This is a genomic window from Streptomyces sp. NPDC050085 (genome assembly GCF_044460595.1).
Lineage (GTDB): Bacteria > Actinomycetota > Actinomycetes > Streptomycetales > Streptomycetaceae > Streptomyces.
In genome coordinates this window covers 510,431-524,413 of sequence record NZ_JBITJZ010000002.1, presented here as the reverse complement: position 1 = coordinate 524,413, position 13,983 = coordinate 510,431, and the positions used below count along the sequence as shown (strand labels likewise).

General features: G+C 69.1%; 12 protein-coding genes. 9 read left to right on the top strand and 3 right to left on the bottom strand.

Annotated features, from left to right (window positions below; genetic code table 11):
* The first annotated feature begins 22 nt into the window (after positions 1-22).
* The 8 genes from ACIBUY_RS10730 (at position 23) to ACIBUY_RS10695 (ending at position 7,695) form a co-directional block, all read left to right on the top strand.
* A complete protein-coding gene (locus ACIBUY_RS10730) occupies positions 23-1,096 on the top strand; it encodes an ABC transporter ATP-binding protein (protein ID WP_399152375.1) in 1,074 nt (357 codons plus the stop codon).
* Positions 1,089-1,964: a 2-aminoethylphosphonate ABC transporter permease subunit gene (locus tag ACIBUY_RS10725; RefSeq protein ID WP_365563417.1), complete on the top strand. Its 876-nt coding sequence runs from the start codon at positions 1,089-1,091 to the stop codon at positions 1,962-1,964. The genes ACIBUY_RS10730 and ACIBUY_RS10725 overlap by 8 nt, the downstream gene beginning before the upstream one ends.
* The gene (locus ACIBUY_RS10720) at positions 1,951-2,748 is read left to right on the top strand and encodes an ABC transporter permease subunit (RefSeq protein WP_365563420.1); all 798 of its coding nucleotides are present in this window, start codon (positions 1,951-1,953) and stop codon (positions 2,746-2,748) included. Before ACIBUY_RS10725 ends, ACIBUY_RS10720 begins: the two co-directional genes overlap by 14 nt.
* A gap of 47 nt (positions 2,749-2,795) precedes the next feature.
* Positions 2,796-3,857, top strand: coding sequence for a 2-aminoethylphosphonate ABC transporter substrate-binding protein (locus ACIBUY_RS10715; RefSeq protein ID WP_399152374.1), 1,062 nt, complete (start codon positions 2,796-2,798; stop codon positions 3,855-3,857).
* Positions 3,858-3,985: 128 nt separating this feature from the next.
* Positions 3,986-5,506 (top strand): alkaline phosphatase family protein, encoded by a 1,521-nt coding sequence (locus tag ACIBUY_RS10710; protein ID WP_365563425.1) that lies wholly within the window; start codon positions 3,986-3,988, stop codon positions 5,504-5,506.
* Between the two features lie 83 nt (positions 5,507-5,589).
* On the top strand, positions 5,590-6,369 hold the full coding sequence (locus tag ACIBUY_RS10705) for an HAD-IIA family hydrolase (RefSeq protein ID WP_399152373.1): 780 nt from the start codon (positions 5,590-5,592) through the stop codon (positions 6,367-6,369).
* 101 nt (positions 6,370-6,470) lie between these two features.
* Positions 6,471-7,019: a hypothetical protein gene (locus tag ACIBUY_RS10700; RefSeq protein WP_399152372.1), complete on the top strand. Its 549-nt coding sequence runs from the start codon at positions 6,471-6,473 to the stop codon at positions 7,017-7,019.
* A 7-nt stretch (positions 7,020-7,026) separates the two neighbouring features.
* Positions 7,027-7,695 carry a class F sortase gene (locus ACIBUY_RS10695; RefSeq protein ID WP_399152371.1) on the top strand — a complete coding sequence of 223 codons (669 nt, stop codon included), beginning with the start codon at positions 7,027-7,029 and terminating at the stop codon, positions 7,693-7,695.
* A gap of 282 nt (positions 7,696-7,977) precedes the next feature.
* Here the strand turns inward: ACIBUY_RS10695 and ACIBUY_RS10690 are convergent, their stop codons facing one another.
* Entirely contained in the window at positions 7,978-8,727 is a 750-nt protein-coding gene (locus ACIBUY_RS10690; protein WP_365563622.1) for a GAF and ANTAR domain-containing protein, read from the bottom strand.
* 162 nt (positions 8,728-8,889) lie between these two features.
* On the opposite strand from ACIBUY_RS10690, the gene ACIBUY_RS10685 reads away from it, so the two are divergent.
* On the top strand, positions 8,890-9,888 hold the full coding sequence (locus ACIBUY_RS10685) for a glycoside hydrolase family 6 protein (RefSeq protein WP_365563625.1): 999 nt from the start codon (positions 8,890-8,892) through the stop codon (positions 9,886-9,888).
* A gap of 60 nt (positions 9,889-9,948) precedes the next feature.
* Here the strand turns inward: ACIBUY_RS10685 and ACIBUY_RS10680 are convergent, their stop codons facing one another.
* Together ACIBUY_RS10680 and ACIBUY_RS10675 are read right to left on the bottom strand one after the other, a co-directional pair.
* Complete coding sequence (locus ACIBUY_RS10680) at positions 9,949-11,889, bottom strand: kelch motif-containing protein (protein ID WP_365563626.1); 1,941 nt, start codon at positions 11,887-11,889, stop codon at positions 9,949-9,951.
* Positions 11,886-13,838 (bottom strand): glycosyltransferase family 2 protein, encoded by a 1,953-nt coding sequence (locus ACIBUY_RS10675; RefSeq protein ID WP_365563628.1) that lies wholly within the window; start codon positions 13,836-13,838, stop codon positions 11,886-11,888. The genes ACIBUY_RS10680 and ACIBUY_RS10675 overlap by 4 nt, the downstream gene beginning before the upstream one ends.
* Between the last annotated feature and the right edge of the window lie 145 nt (positions 13,839-13,983).

Below are 13,983 nucleotides of genomic sequence, written 5' to 3'. Positions count from 1 at the left end.
CGGCCCGAGGAGCGTGGCCGCCGTGAGACTGAAGAGCAGCGGCATACGTTTCGACGGGGTCTGCGTCGCGTACGGCGGGACCACCGACAGCATCGCCCTCGACTCCCTCGACCTGACCGTCGAGCCCGGTGAGGTGATGGCCCTGCTCGGGCCGTCAGGATCCGGCAAGACGACGGCGCTGCGCGCGGTCGCCGGGTTCGTGAGACCCGCCTCCGGGCGGGTGTTCATCGGCGACCGCGACGTCACCGACCTGCCGCCCCACCGGCGCGGCATCGGGATGGTCGTGCAGCAGTACGCCCTGTTCCCGCACATGCGGGTCGAGGACAACGTCGCGTTCGGGATGCGCGCCCAGAAGGTGCCGAAGGGCGAGATCCCGGGCCGCGTCACCGAAGCCCTCGAAATGACCGGCATGGCCGCGTACGCCAAGCGTCATCCGCGCGAACTCTCCGGCGGCCAGCAGCAGCGCGTCGCCATCGCCCGCGCCCTCGCCATCCGGCCGGGCGTGCTGCTCCTCGACGAGCCGCTGTCCGCGCTCGACGCGCAGCTGCGCTCCGGGATGCTGGCCGAACTGGCGCGTCTGCACCGGGAGTTGCCCGACGTCTCCATCCTCTACGTCACGCACGACCAGGTCGAGGCGCTGACCCTGGCCGACCGGATCGCCGTCATGGACAAGGCGCGGCTCCAGGACGTCGGCACGCCGCAGGACCTGTACCGCAGGCCGCGCACCGAGTTCACGGCGTCGTTCGTGGGCAACGCCAACCTCCTTCCCGTCACGGTCGGTTCGGGCTGCGTCAGCTTCGGGCAGGCCGAACTGAAGGTGCCCACCCAGGACATCGCGCCCGGCGTCACGGCCACCCTGTGCGTGCGCCCGCACCTCGTCGGGCTCGGCGACGGGCCCAACGCGCTGACCGGCGAGGTCGCCGAAGTGCAGTGGCGCGGCTCGACGCACCGGCTCTACGTCGATGTGGACGGGCACCGCGTCAAGGCCGACCTGCGCGAGCTGCGGACGCCTCCGGCGCTCGGCGAGCGGGTCACGGTGCACTTCGCGCCCGAGGACGGGGTGCTGCTCGCCGCGGGGGTGGGCAAGGATGGCTAGTACGACCCTGAGCGCACCGGTCAAGAAGGCCGTCCCCAAGTCCCGTAGGAGAGTGGGGGGTTGGGTGTGGGCGCTGCCGCCCGTCGCCGCCCTCGGCGTCGTCTTCCTCTATCCCCTCTTCCTCGTCGCCAAGCAGTCCCTGCAGCCCGACACCGGCGGCACGTCGCTGACGCCGTACACGGACGTCTTCGCCTCGACCGCGTTCCGCGAGGCGCTCGGCACGACCGTGTGGCTGGCGCTCGGCTCGACGGTCGGCTGCCTCGTCCTCGGGTTCGCGCTCGCCCTCGTCATCGCGTTCGTGCCGTTCCCCGGCGGGAAGGCCGTCGCCAAGTTCATCGACGTGTTCCTGTCCTTCCCGTCCTTCCTGATCACGCTCGCCCTGCTCTTCGTGTACGGGCAGGTCGGCATGGCCAACGGGCTGTGGACGGACGTCACCGGCGCCGCCACCGGGCCCTTCCAGTTCCTGACCACGCCCTGGGGCGTCCTGCTCGCCGAGATCACGTACTTCACGCCGTTCGTGATGCGGCCGCTGCTCGCCGCGTTCTCCCAGGTCGACACGGCCCAGCTGGAAGTCGCCTCGTCGCTCGGCGCGCGGCCCGCGCGCATCGTGCGGCAGGTCATCCTGCCCGAGGCCCTGCCCGCGCTCGCCGCCGGCGGTTCGCTGGTCCTGGTGATGTGCCTGAACGAGTTCGGCATCGTGCTGTTCACCGGGGCGAAGGGCGTCACGACGCTCCCGATGCTCGTGTACAGCAAGGCGATCCTGGAGTCGGACTACCCGGGGGCGTGCGTGGTGGCCGTGGTCAACGTCCTTATATCCGTAGGCCTTTACGGCCTGTACAGGGTGGTGAGCCGCCGTGCTGGTGCATAGCAAGCCGGGCAAGTGGGCCACCTGGGTCCTCTTCTTCCTCCTCTTCCTTCCCCTCTTCGCGCTGCCCCTCCTCGTCATCGTCGCCGCGTCCTTCGCCACGAACTGGTCCGGCGCGTTCCCCTCTGGGTTCACCGGAGGCCACTACACGGCCGCCACCAGCGGTGACTCGCTCACCGCGCTGACCACCAGCCTCGTCACCGCCGTCACCGCGAGCGTGCTCGCGCTCGTCGTGGGCGGGTGGGCCGCGCTCGCCGCCGCGTCGCTGAAGAAGGGCGGGCGCCGCGCCATGGACGCCCTGTTCATGCTGCCGGTCGCCGTGCCGTCCGTGGTCGTCGGGCTCGCCGTGCTCGTCGCGTTCAGCAAGCCGCCGATGCTGCTCAACGGCACCCGCTGGATCGTCATCGTCGCGCACACGATTCTTGTCACCGCGTTTGCCTACCAGTCGGTTTCGGCCGCCATCGTGCGTCTCGACCCGGCGTACGAGCAGGCCGCGGCGTCCCTCGGCGCCCGGCCCGCGTACGTCCTGTGGAAGGTGAAGCTGCCGCTGCTGCTGCCGTCCCTGAACGCGGCCGCGGGGCTCTGCTTCGCCCTCTCCATGGGCGAGTTGAGCGCCACGATGATGCTCTACCCGCCGGACTGGATGCCGCTGCCGGTGCAGATCTACGCGACCACCGACCGCGGCTCGCTGTTCACCGGGTCCGCGATCGCGGTCGTCCTGATGGGCGCGACGCTGCTCGTGCTGCTCGCCGTGTCGCGGATCCGCACCAAGGCCTCGTACCGCTGACTTCTCACCCGCCAAACCCCCTGATCTTGCTAGGAGTTCACCTCGCCATGCGCAGAAACACGCTCACCGCCATCGGCGCCGTCGTCGGCAGCCTCGCCCTCGCCGCGACCCTGACCGGCTGCGGCGGCAGCTCCAGCGCCTCCGACGCGAAGGTCGTCACCGTCTACAGCGCCGACGGCCTCAAGGGCGAGAACGGCGACGGCTGGTACGACCAGGTCTTCAAGGACTTCGAGAAGAAGACCGGGATCAAGGTCAAGTACGTGGAGGGCGGCTCCGGCGAGATGGTGCAGCGCGCCGTCCGCGAGAAGTCCAACACGCAGGCCGACGTCCTCGTCACCCTGCCGCCGTTCATCCAGCAGGCCGGTGGCAAGGGCCTGTTGGCGAAGTACGAGCCGAAGGGCTCCGACCAGGTCGACGCGGCCGACAAGGGCGCCGACGGCACCTGGACCTCCGTCGTCAACAACTACTTCGGCTTCATCTACAACAAGAAGGAGCTGAAGACGCCCCCGCAGACGTGGGAGGAGCTGCTCGACGGGAAGTACAAGAACAAGCTGCAGTACTCCACGCCCGGTGTCGCCGGTGACGGCACCGCCGTCGTGGTCAAGGCCATGCACGACTTCGGCGGCAAGGACGCCGCCATGGCGTACCTGAAGAAGCTGCAGGCCAACAACGTCGGCCCGTCCGCCTCCACCGGCAAGCTCGCCCCCAAGGTCGACAAGGGCGAACTCCTCGTCGCCAACGGCGATGTGCAGATGAACTTCGCCCAGGCCAAGACCATGCCCAACCTCGGCATCTGGTTCCCGAAGACCGAGAGCGGCAAGCCCACCTCCTTCGCCCTGCCCTACGCGGCCGGCCTCGTGAACAAGGCCCCGCACAGCGCCAACGGCAAGAAGCTCCTCGACTTCATGCTGGAGGCCAAGCAGCAGCAGGAGGTCAGCTCCATCGGCGGCGGCTTCTCCGCCCGCAGGGACGTCAAGGCCACCGACGCGAACGCCGTCGCCCTCGCCAAGGTCATGGACGGCGTCGAGATCTTCGAGCCCGACTGGAGCGACATCGACAAGAACCTCCAGACGTACGTGGAGGACTGGAAGTCGGCGACCGGTTCCTGACCGTTCATCGCGGCGTTCACCGCCGGGCTCTTCCCCACGGGCGGAGCATTGCGGAAAGATAACGGGTATAGACCCAACGCCCCTGGTTCTCCAGGGGCGTTGGCGTGCCCCCACCTATGGAGAACCCCATGGAGGACCGCATGGAGGACCGCCGCATGTCGCCGTCAGGCATCACCCGCCGCTCGATGCTCATAGGTACCGCCACCGCAGCCCTGGCCGTGTCCGTCGCCCCTGCCGCCCACGCCGCGGCCAAGACCCCCAAGGTCCTGGTCATCGGCCTCGACGGCACCCTGCTCAGCAGAGTCAAGGTCGCCGCGGCGCCCCGCCTGAAGGCCCTGATGGCAGCGGGCCTGACCGCGCCCAGCTCGATCTACGCCAACCCGCTGGCGCCCACGCTCTCCGGGCCCGGCTGGTCGACGCTGATCACGGGCGTCTGGCCCGACAAGCACAACGTGAAGGACAACAACTTCACCGGCCACAAGTTCGCCCAGTACCCGGACTTCCTCACCCGGATCGAGACCGCGAAGCCCAGCCTGTCGACGTACGCCGTCTCCTCCTGGGCCCCGCTCACCGACACCGTCTTCTCCTCGAAGGTCGACACCCGCGTCTCCACGCCGAGCGCCGAGTACGACACGGGCACCACCAGCCGCGCCGTCGCCCGGCTCAAGACCGCCAACCCGGACGCCGTCTTCGTGCAGCTCGACAACGTCGACCACGCGGGCCACTCCTACGGTGCCGCCAGCCAGCAGTACCTCGACGCCATCGCCGGCGTCGACGGACAGGTCGGTCAGATGGTCGACGCGGTCACGTCCCGTGCCACGTACGCCAATGAGGACTGGCTGATCCTGATCACCGCCGACCACGGGCACACCGACCCGGGCGGCCACGGCGGCTCCAGCTGGCAGGAGCGGCAGACCTTCATGATCGCCACCGGCGGCACCGTCACCGCGGGCTCGACCCGCTACGACGTCAAGATGCCGGACATCGCCGCCTCCGCCCTCGCCCACCTCGGCGTCGCCATCGACCCGGCCTGGGGCCTCGACGGCCGCCCGATCCAGCAGCCGAGCCCCGACGACTTCGACACCCTGCGGGCCAAGCTCACCGGCCCGGTCGACGAGAGCGGCATCGGCTCCGGCGTCATCGGGTTCACGCACACCCCGCCCGCCGGCTGGTCCGTCGACAACTCCGCCATGGGCACCGGCGGCGTCACCGAGTGGCGCGGCTGGTCCTTCACCACCGACGAGTTCTGGACCAAGGCCGAACGCGACCAGCAGCGCGAGTCCAACATCCGCGCCCGGAACGTCTTCGCGGTCGCCGACGGCGACGAATGGTCCGACAAGACCGTCTCGGGGACCTTCGACTCGACCCTGATCAGCCCCGACTTCCCGGTCACCGGCGGCCGTTCGGCCACCCTCACGTACACGACCATCTACCGCCAGGAGTCCCCGCAGAAGGGCGAGGTCCTCGTCTCCTACGACGGTGGCACCCCGGTCTCCGTGAAGACGTACACGGCGGACGTGCCCTCGCGCACGGAGACCGTCGCGCTGTCCGTGCCCAACGGCGCGACCAGGGCGAAGGTGCGTTTCCGGTACACCGGCGGCAACAACTGGTTCTGGACCATCGACGGGGTCAAGATCAGCGGTTCCTGATTAGGCTGTGGGCGTCGGCACAGAGTCGTCCCGGCGCCCCAGACAGCACGGTTGTTTGACCGCGTACCGCAGGAGTGCACCCCATGGCAGAGCGCAAGCCCATCGATTCGTGGCTCACCGACATGGACGGGGTGCTCATCCACGAGGGAGTGCCGATCCCCGGCGCCGACGCCTTCATCAAGAAGCTCCGCGACTCCGGCAAGCCCTTCCTGGTGCTGACCAACAACTCCATCTACACCGCCCGCGACCTCCAGGCCCGCCTCACCCGCATGGGCCTGGAGGTCCCGGTCGAGAACATCTGGACCTCGGCCCTGGCCACCGCCAAGTTCCTGGAGTCCCAGCGGCCCGGCGGCACCGCATACGTCATCGGCGAGGCGGGCCTGACCACCGCCCTGCACGACATCGGCTACGTGCTGACCGACCACGCGCCCGACTACGTGGTCCTCGGCGAGACCCGTACGTACTCCTTCGAGGCCATGACCAAGGCCGTCCGGCTCATCAACGACGGGGCCCGCTTCATCTGCACCAACCCCGACGAGACCGGCCCCTCCACCGAGGGCCCGCTGCCCGCCACCGGCGCCGTCGCCGCCCTCATCACCAAGGCGACCGGCAAGCAGCCCTACTTCGCGGGCAAGCCGAACCCGCTGATGATGCGCACGGGCCTGAACGCGATCGGGGCGCACTCCGAGTCCAGCGCCATGATCGGCGACCGGATGGACACCGACGTGCTGGCCGGGCTCGAGGCGGGCATGCAGACCTTCCTGGTGCGGACCGGGCTGACCAGCGACGCGGACATCGCGAAGTACCCGTTCACGCCCTCGCACGTCGTCGACTCCATCGCGGACCTCGTCGACCTGGTGTGACCCGGTGTGACCCGGCGCGACCGGTGTGACCTGCGGCCCGGTGCTCCCGGGATGCGAAAAGCGGGCGGACGCGTGAACCTGCCAGTATCAGGAGGTTCACGATGCGTGCAGGTCTGCTTGCTCTGAGTGCCGCAGGGGCGGCCGTCGTCCTGGCCGCCGGGCCGGTCGCCGCCGACGGCGGATCCGTCGCCGTCAACCCGTACGCCGTACCTCCGGGAACCGACGTCGACCTGCGGGTCACGGGCTGCGAGGGGACGACCGGGCGCGCCTACTCCGACGCGTTCGTCTCGCCCGGCGTGCTCGCGCCCTCCGCGGACCAGCCCACGCTGTTCGCGGAGGCCCGCGTGAAGTCGTCCACGGCCCCGGGCAACTACGAGATCAAGGTGACCTGCGACGGCATCGACGCCAAGGTCAAGGGCACCGTACGGGTCCTCGACGGGCGCACGAGCCCGTCGCCGACCCCGACCGCGCCCGTGCACGCCGGAGGCGGCGGAGCGGCCGCCCAGCTGGCGGCGGCGCAGCCGCAGGCGCAAGTGGAGGAGGACGGGCCCGGCACCCGGCACGCCGTGATCGGGCTCGTGCTCGCCGCGGTCGCCGCCGTCGCCGTGGCCTTCCGCAGCGTCCGGCGCCGCCGCTCCGCACAGGACTGAGGCCGCCGTGAGCGACCGGCCGGGCACCACCGGACGCCTGATCACCGGCGTCGCCTGGGCGGTGCTGCTGCTCGGCCTGTGGCTGTGGGGCCGCGGCATCACCGAGGTGAACCTGTCCTCGCCGACCACCGGTGACGCCGCCGTCGGCCGCCCCCTCGACGTCGACCTGCCCGCCGCGCACAAGCCCGTCAAGGCCGCGAAGCCCCAGCGCGTCGACGTGACCGCGCTGCGCATCCAGGCCCCCGTCGTGGCCCGCGGCCTGGACGGCGGCGGAGCCATCGACCCGCCGCCCTACGACCAGTCGGGCGTCGTCGGCTGGTACGGCGGCGGCGTGCAGCCGGGGGAGCGCGGCACGTCCCTGTTCGTCGGGCACGTCGACACCGAGACGCGGCCCGCCGTCTTCTACCACCTCAGCGAGGCCAAGCCCGGTGACGCGGTACGGGTGGTGCGCGACGACGGCTCCGTCGTCACGTTCACCGTCGACGACGTCCAGGTCTTCGCCCGTGACGCCTTCGACCCGCACAAGGCGTACGGGCCGCACCGCTCCGACCGCGCCGAGCTGCGCCTGATCACCTGCGGCGGCACCTTCGACAAGGCGTCGCGGACGTACACCGCGAACGTGGTCGTCTCCGCGTATCTGACCGGGGTCGACGGGGCGCCGGGCAAGGCGACTTGAGCGGGAGGCATATGCGCGGGGCACCTGGCCCGACCGGCGACCCGCTCCCCCCGGAGCCGCCGGCCGGGCTGGTCCTCGACCGCGCGCGCAACGGGCTGCGGGAGTAGCCCGGCGCCGGCGCGGGAGGCTTTGAGGATTCGTCCGGTCCTGAACGTCTGCACGGCCGAGGTCTGGGGCCACTGGTCAGACTGTAGAACGGATGGGCTGCGCGGCCTAGAGGGCGTTTGACGCCAAGTGCGACGCCGCTGACGGACGGTGATGGTCCCAGGTGGCTCCGGGTTTTCAGGCGGATCCGGACTTGCCGGGCCGTAACTGAACGTCGGTCAGGGCCCGTTGGAGGACGGCCCGGGCGACCGTGTCGAGCTGAAGCTGGTTACTGCGTGCGTACTGGCGCAATGTCGAGAACGCGGCGTCCGGCTCGGTCTCCCAGCGCTCGGCGAGCATGCCCTTTGCCTGCTCGATCCGCACACGGCTGGCAAGTGCCGCTTGCAGCTGCCGCGTCAGCTCCCTGTACTGCGCGTAAGCACGCTGATTGTGCAGTCCTACGGCGGCCATGTCGGCCAGCGTCTGTGCGATCGCCAACCCCGGGTCGCTCCAAGGGAGTTCGGACAGGAACACGCCGAGTGCGCCGACCACGTCGTCGCGCCGGCGCAGCGGCACGGCGTAGGTGGCCCCGATGCCGCGGCGCCGGGCGGCCGCCGTGAAGGCGGGCCAGCGGGCCGCGGCCTCCGCCGAGTCCAGGCCGACGGGCGGCACGGCCTTCCCGGTCTCCAGGGACTCGTGCGCCGGGCTCGCGGAGCGTTCCGTGTGCAGCAACTCCCGTACGAGATCGTCCTGTTCGGCGCTGTGTGCGACGGTCGACGCGCCGTCGGGATGGGCGAGCAGGACCCCCGCGCCCCGGGCGCCGACGAGGTCCACGCAGGCGTCGGCCAGGCGGCGCAGATAGTGGACGGGGTCGAAGTCGGTGCGCAGGACGTCCGCGCACTCCACCAGGGCGGCCGCAAGACGCAGTTCGCGGGTCGGATCGGCCATGTCACCTGCCCCTCTCGCCCCGTGGGCAAGACGTTCACTGCTCCGCGCCTACCCAGGTGCGGCAGGCTGTAACAGGTCATTGACAAGCCCGGTCCGGCCTCGTGGCCCGTGGGGGACGTATGACACGATTGAGGGCCAGACAGTGCACCCAAGGGGGAGTGGATGTACCGGAAACTGAGGGCCGGAGCGGTCGTCGTGGGGGCGGCGCTGCTCGTGTCCGCGTGTTCCTCAGGAGGAGACAAGGAGGAGGGCTCCTCCTCGCCGCCGGTCGAGCAACAGCCGAAGGCCGCTGACCCGTTCTGGGTCAATCCGGACAGCAAGGCCGCGGAGGCCGTCGCGTCGCTCGAGAAGGACGGCAAGGACGCCGACGCGGACAAGGTCCGCAAGATCGCCGAGCAGCCCAGCGGTGAGTGGATCCTGCCGGAGAACGCCGAGGACCAGGCGCGCGGCTTCACCGAGGCCGCCGAGAAGGCGGACCGGGACGCGCTGCTCGTGCTCTACAACATCCCGCACCGCGACTGCGGCCAGTACTCGGGCGGCGGCGCCGCCGACGGGAACGCGTACCGGGCGTGGATCGACCAGGTCGCGGCGGGCATCGGGGAGCGGCGCGCGACCGTCGTCCTGGAGCCGGACGCGGTCCAGCACATGGTGGACACCTGTACGCCTGAGCAGTTCCACGAGGAGCGCTACGACCTGCTCAAGGGCGCCATCGGCAAGCTCAAGTCCCTGAAGAACACGACGGTTTACCTGGACGCGGGCAACGCGGGCTGGGGCAAGCCCGACCAGATCTTCCAGCCGCTGAAGCGGTCCGGCATCGACCAGGCCGACGGCTTCTCGGTGAACGTGTCGAACTTCTACACCACCGCGGACTCCGTCAAGTACGGCAAGGAACTGTCGGCGAAGGTCGGCAACAAGCCGTTCGTCATCGACACGAGCCGCAACGGGAACGGGCCGTACACCAGCGGCAACAAGGACGAGAACTGGTGCAACCCGCCGGGCCGCGCCCTCGGCGAGGCCCCGACGACCAAGACCGGCGACCCGCTGGTGAAGGCGTACCTGTGGGTCAAGCGCCCCGGCGAGTCGGACGGCACGTGCAAGGGCGGCCCGAAGGCGGGCGAGTGGTGGGGCGAGTACGCCGTGAAGCTGGCGGCCGGCAAGTAGCGCAAGCGTGAGGGGCGCGGGAGTCAACTCCCGCGCCCCTTCGCACTGTTGTGAGCCGCGCTACGGCACGTGCACCCACTGCGCCTTGCTCGGCGTCCCCTGATCGTCCGTCACGAACAGCATGTACCAGCCCGATTCCACCAGCGACCGGCTCTTCGGCACCGTCACGGTGACCGAGTCCGCCGACTTCTTCAGGTCGAGGGCGATCGACGTCTGGTCCACGTCGGTGACGTGCGTGGAGGCGCTGGGCCTGATCAGCCGCGCCGTCTTGATCGAGGAGGCGTGGTCGGTCTTGTACGTCGCCGACGTGCCCCGCGTGATCGTCTTCTCGCCGCCCTCGAGCGTCGGGCGCGAGTCCCGGTACAGATAGGGCGGCGTGTAGATCTCGATGCGCTGCTCGAACTCGCCGGGCTTGGTGTTGGCCTTGTCCGCGTAGAGCGAGTCGGAGCCGAAGAACAGCACGCGCCCGTCGGGCAGGAGCAGCGACCCCGAGTGGTAGTTGCGGCCCACCTCCGGGTCGGCGACCTTCTTGAAGGTGTTGGTCTTCGTGTCGTAGATCCGCGCCTGGTGGATGTTGGAGTCGCCGCGCCCGCGGTAGTCCTCCGAGCCGCCCGAGACCAGGACCGAGTCGTCGGGCAGGATCGAGGCCTGCGGATAGCGCGTGCCCTTCTCCAGCTCGGGCCCGTCCGTGAACGCCGGGTTCGCGTCCTTCAGGTCCACGATCCGGGTCTTCTTGCTGGACAGCTTGGACTCACCGACACCGCCGCCGCCGATCACCATGTACTTCTGGTTCTGCGCGGGCGGCAGCTCGACCGTGTTGGCCGTCTCCATCATGTTCGGGTCCGAAAGGCCCGGGATCTTCTGGAACTTGTTGGTGCTGAGGTCCCAAATGCCGGGCACACGGCCGACGTTGTCCGGGCCGTATCCGGCGTTCGCACCCGAGTAGAAGATCTTGCCGTTCTCCATCTGGAACAGCGCGGGATACGTCGGGAACTGGCGGACGTCCTTCGTCAGATACGTCCACTTCTTCGTCTTCGGGTCGTACACCTCGTTCTTGCCGGGCACCAGCTGCCCGATCTCGTCGAGGCCCGAGACGGACAGCACGCGGCCGTCGGAGAGCGTGGTCAGCGTGGGGTACCAGCGCGCCTCGTTCATCGGGTCGACCTTGATGTACTTCTCGGCGACCGGGTCGAACTCGTAACTGTCCCGGATCCCCTGGAAGTCCTTCTTGTCGAGCGCGAGCTTCTGCGCGATCCCGTACACGTTGCGCGCGTCCGCGCCGGCGAGGCCCTGCACCCGGTAGTTGTCCTGCGTGCCGGTCTCGTACTTCGTACCGGACTGCTGCGCCTCTACGTAGACCCGGCCCAGGCCCGGGTCGTTGCGCAGGAACTTGCCGGTCGCCGGGTCGAAGACCTTGGTCGCCCGCTCGACCGTGATGTTGTCCTTGGCGACGAACGTCTTCCCGTTCTCCTTGCCGGTGAACTTCGTGCCGGCCTTGATGGTCTTGGGAGCGTCCGGGTCCTCGTTGTGCACGATCATCAGGCCGCCGGCCTTGGTGACGTCGCCCTTGAGCTTCTCGTAGCGCTTGGTGCCGCCCGCGATCAGCAGGTTCCCGTTCGCCAGCTGCGTATGTCCCGTGCAGAACAGGTCCGTCGGCGTCGGGATCTTCTTGATGGTCTTCTTCACCGGGTCGTAGAGCCGGGTGTCGAACTTCTTCGCGTCGAAGTTCTTCTGGTTGTTGCCCGACCCGGCGACCAGCAGGATCTTGCCGGTGTGCAGCAGCGCCGCGTGGATCGTGTTCAGGCGCATGTCCTCGGGGAAGTCGATGACGTCCCAGTGCCCGTTGTCCGCCTTGTACTCGGGTCTGTTGATCTTGTACTCGTGGTACTTGGCCGACCCGAAGCGATACAGCCAGGGTCCGTTCATCCCGGCCAGCGCCAGTACCACCACCGTGCCGATGGCTATGCGCCGGGCACGGCGGCGGCTCGCACCGTCTTTCACTTGTTACGTCCCCCCAGGGAGATCTGCATGGTCTGGTCGTTGCCCCCGTCGCCCGTGCTCGCGGCCCAACTGGGCTTCTGCTGCGGCACGCTGTGCGGCTGCGCGGCAGGCTGGGGCGGCACCTGCTGCTGCGCGGGCGCCTGGGCGGCGGGCGGCTTGGGCTTCTTCTTCTCCTGGCGCAGCATGTACCGCCAGGTGAGCATCGGCGTCGCGGTGATCAGCAGGGCGAAGCAGGCCCAGGTGATCATCGCCGGGTGCGAGTGGCCGTACACGAAACCGGCGGCGATCGACCCGGCGAAGACGAGGATGAAGTACCAGTGGTAGCGGAACGTGCCGAACCAGCGGTCGGGGCTGGCCGAGTCGCCCTTGGGCGTGACGACGAACTTGCTCTTGCGGCGCAGCACCGAGTCGAACAGGGCCTTGGCGTACAGGGGGGCCGACAGCGCGGACATCACCATGCCCGCCACACCGCCCGAACCCTCGGGCTCGTGCGGCGACACGTTGTGCCGGCGGTTCCAGATGTAGAGGCCGATCTGCAGCGCCGACGCGTTCCCGTACAGCATCAGCCAGATCGTCGGGTCGATGTTCACGCCCGATGCGCCGAGACCCAGGAACAGGGCACAACTCAGCGCCGCCAGAATCCAGTTCATGGCCGACATCGGGTAGAAGATGATCATCATCGTGTAGTTGAAGAGCTTGCTCGGCGGGAGCGAGAAGAAGCCCTTCCAGTACTGCTTGAGGATCGTCTCGTACGTGCCGCGCGACCACCGCATCTGCTGCGTGAAGAAGTCCGTCCAGGCGCTGGGGCCCTCACCGACGGCGAGCACGTCCGGGGTGTACACGGAGCGCCACTTCTTGCCCGTCGCCGGGTTCTTCGCGCGGTGGATCTCGAAGCCGGTGGCCATGTCCTCCGTGATGGAGTCGTACAGGCCGCCGATCTGCTTGAGCGCCTTGATCCGTACGGCATTCGAGGTGCCGACGAACATCGGCGCCCCGTAGCGGTTGCCCGCCCGCTGGATCAGCGCGTGGAAGAGGAACTGCTGCGACTCGGCGGCCTTGGTGACGAAGTTGTCGTAGTTGCCGTAGACCTGCGGGCCGATCACGAAGCCGATGTTCGGGTCGCGGAAGAAGCCGAGCATCCGCTCCAGGTAGTTCGGCAGCGGCACGTGGTCGGTGTCGACCGAGGCGAAGAAGTCGTAGTCGTCGCCGTGCGCGTCCAGCCAGGCGTTGTAGTTGCCGTGCTTGGTCTTGGCGCGGTGCGGGCCCTTGGCCTGGTTCCACTTCGCAACTCCCTTGCGGGAGAAGTGGTGTACGCCGAGCCGCTCGCAGACGGCCTTCACCTCGGCGTCGTCGCCCTCGTCGAGCAGCCAGATGTGCAGCAGTCCCCGGTGGCGCAGCTTGACCGCCGCCTCCAGGGTCTTCGTCACCATCTCGATCGGCTCCTTGCCGGGCACGAACGAGGTCAGGAACGCGACTCTCGTACCGGTCTCGGGCACGACCGGGATCGGGTCGCGGGCGACGAGCGTGGCGTGCGCGTTCGACAGCACGTTCATGCAGCGGAAGAACTCGATGAGTCCGATCGACACCAGCATCACGATGTCGAGCGCCGGCAGGAAGTCGTACTTCACGTAGTCGCGCTCGGTCCAGTGCTCGGGCTGCAGCAGCCAGAACAGCAGCACGAGTGAGAGCAGCGGTGCCGCTCCCAGCATCAGCGCCGCCCGTATCCGGTGCGGCTCCTGCGAGAGCAGCGAGCGGTACTGCACCGTGTACGGCTTCGTCGGGTCCGGCTGGGTGAGGGGGCCGGCGAGACGGCTGTAGTGCTCGTAGTCGTACCGCGGCAGTGTCTTCTTGATGCGCCTGAAGCCGCCGGTGCGGTGCGGTGGCACCCGCAGCTGGGTCGTCTCGGACGGGTCGAAGTTTTGCCGGGCGCCCGTCGGCGTCGACGTCATGAGTCATCCCCCCGCACGCGAGTCACCGCGTGGTCGTCGGTCCTCGTCAGGGCACGGTCCCCCTCGACCATTCCCTGACGTATCAGTGGCAGGCCACCGTCCCACCCCTACTAAGACTGGAACGAGGACCTTCCGGTTGCATGAT

Coding starts and splice junctions, on each gene's coding strand:
- ACIBUY_RS10725 (WP_365563417.1), top strand. CDS start 1,089: ATGGCTAGTACGACCCTGAGCGCACCGGTCAAGAAGGCCGTCCCCAAG.
- ACIBUY_RS10715 (WP_399152374.1), top strand. CDS start 2,796: ATGCGCAGAAACACGCTCACCGCCATCGGCGCCGTCGTCGGCAGCCTC.
- ACIBUY_RS10710 (WP_365563425.1), top strand. CDS start 3,986: ATGGAGGACCGCATGGAGGACCGCCGCATGTCGCCGTCAGGCATCACC.
- ACIBUY_RS10705 (WP_399152373.1), top strand. CDS start 5,590: ATGGCAGAGCGCAAGCCCATCGATTCGTGGCTCACCGACATGGACGGG.
- ACIBUY_RS10700 (WP_399152372.1), top strand. CDS start 6,471: ATGCGTGCAGGTCTGCTTGCTCTGAGTGCCGCAGGGGCGGCCGTCGTC.
- ACIBUY_RS10690 (WP_365563622.1), bottom strand. CDS start 8,727: ATGGCCGATCCGACCCGCGAACTGCGTCTTGCGGCCGCCCTGGTGGAG.
- ACIBUY_RS10685 (WP_365563625.1), top strand. CDS start 8,890: ATGTACCGGAAACTGAGGGCCGGAGCGGTCGTCGTGGGGGCGGCGCTG.
- ACIBUY_RS10675 (WP_365563628.1), bottom strand. CDS start 13,838: ATGACGTCGACGCCGACGGGCGCCCGGCAAAACTTCGACCCGTCCGAG.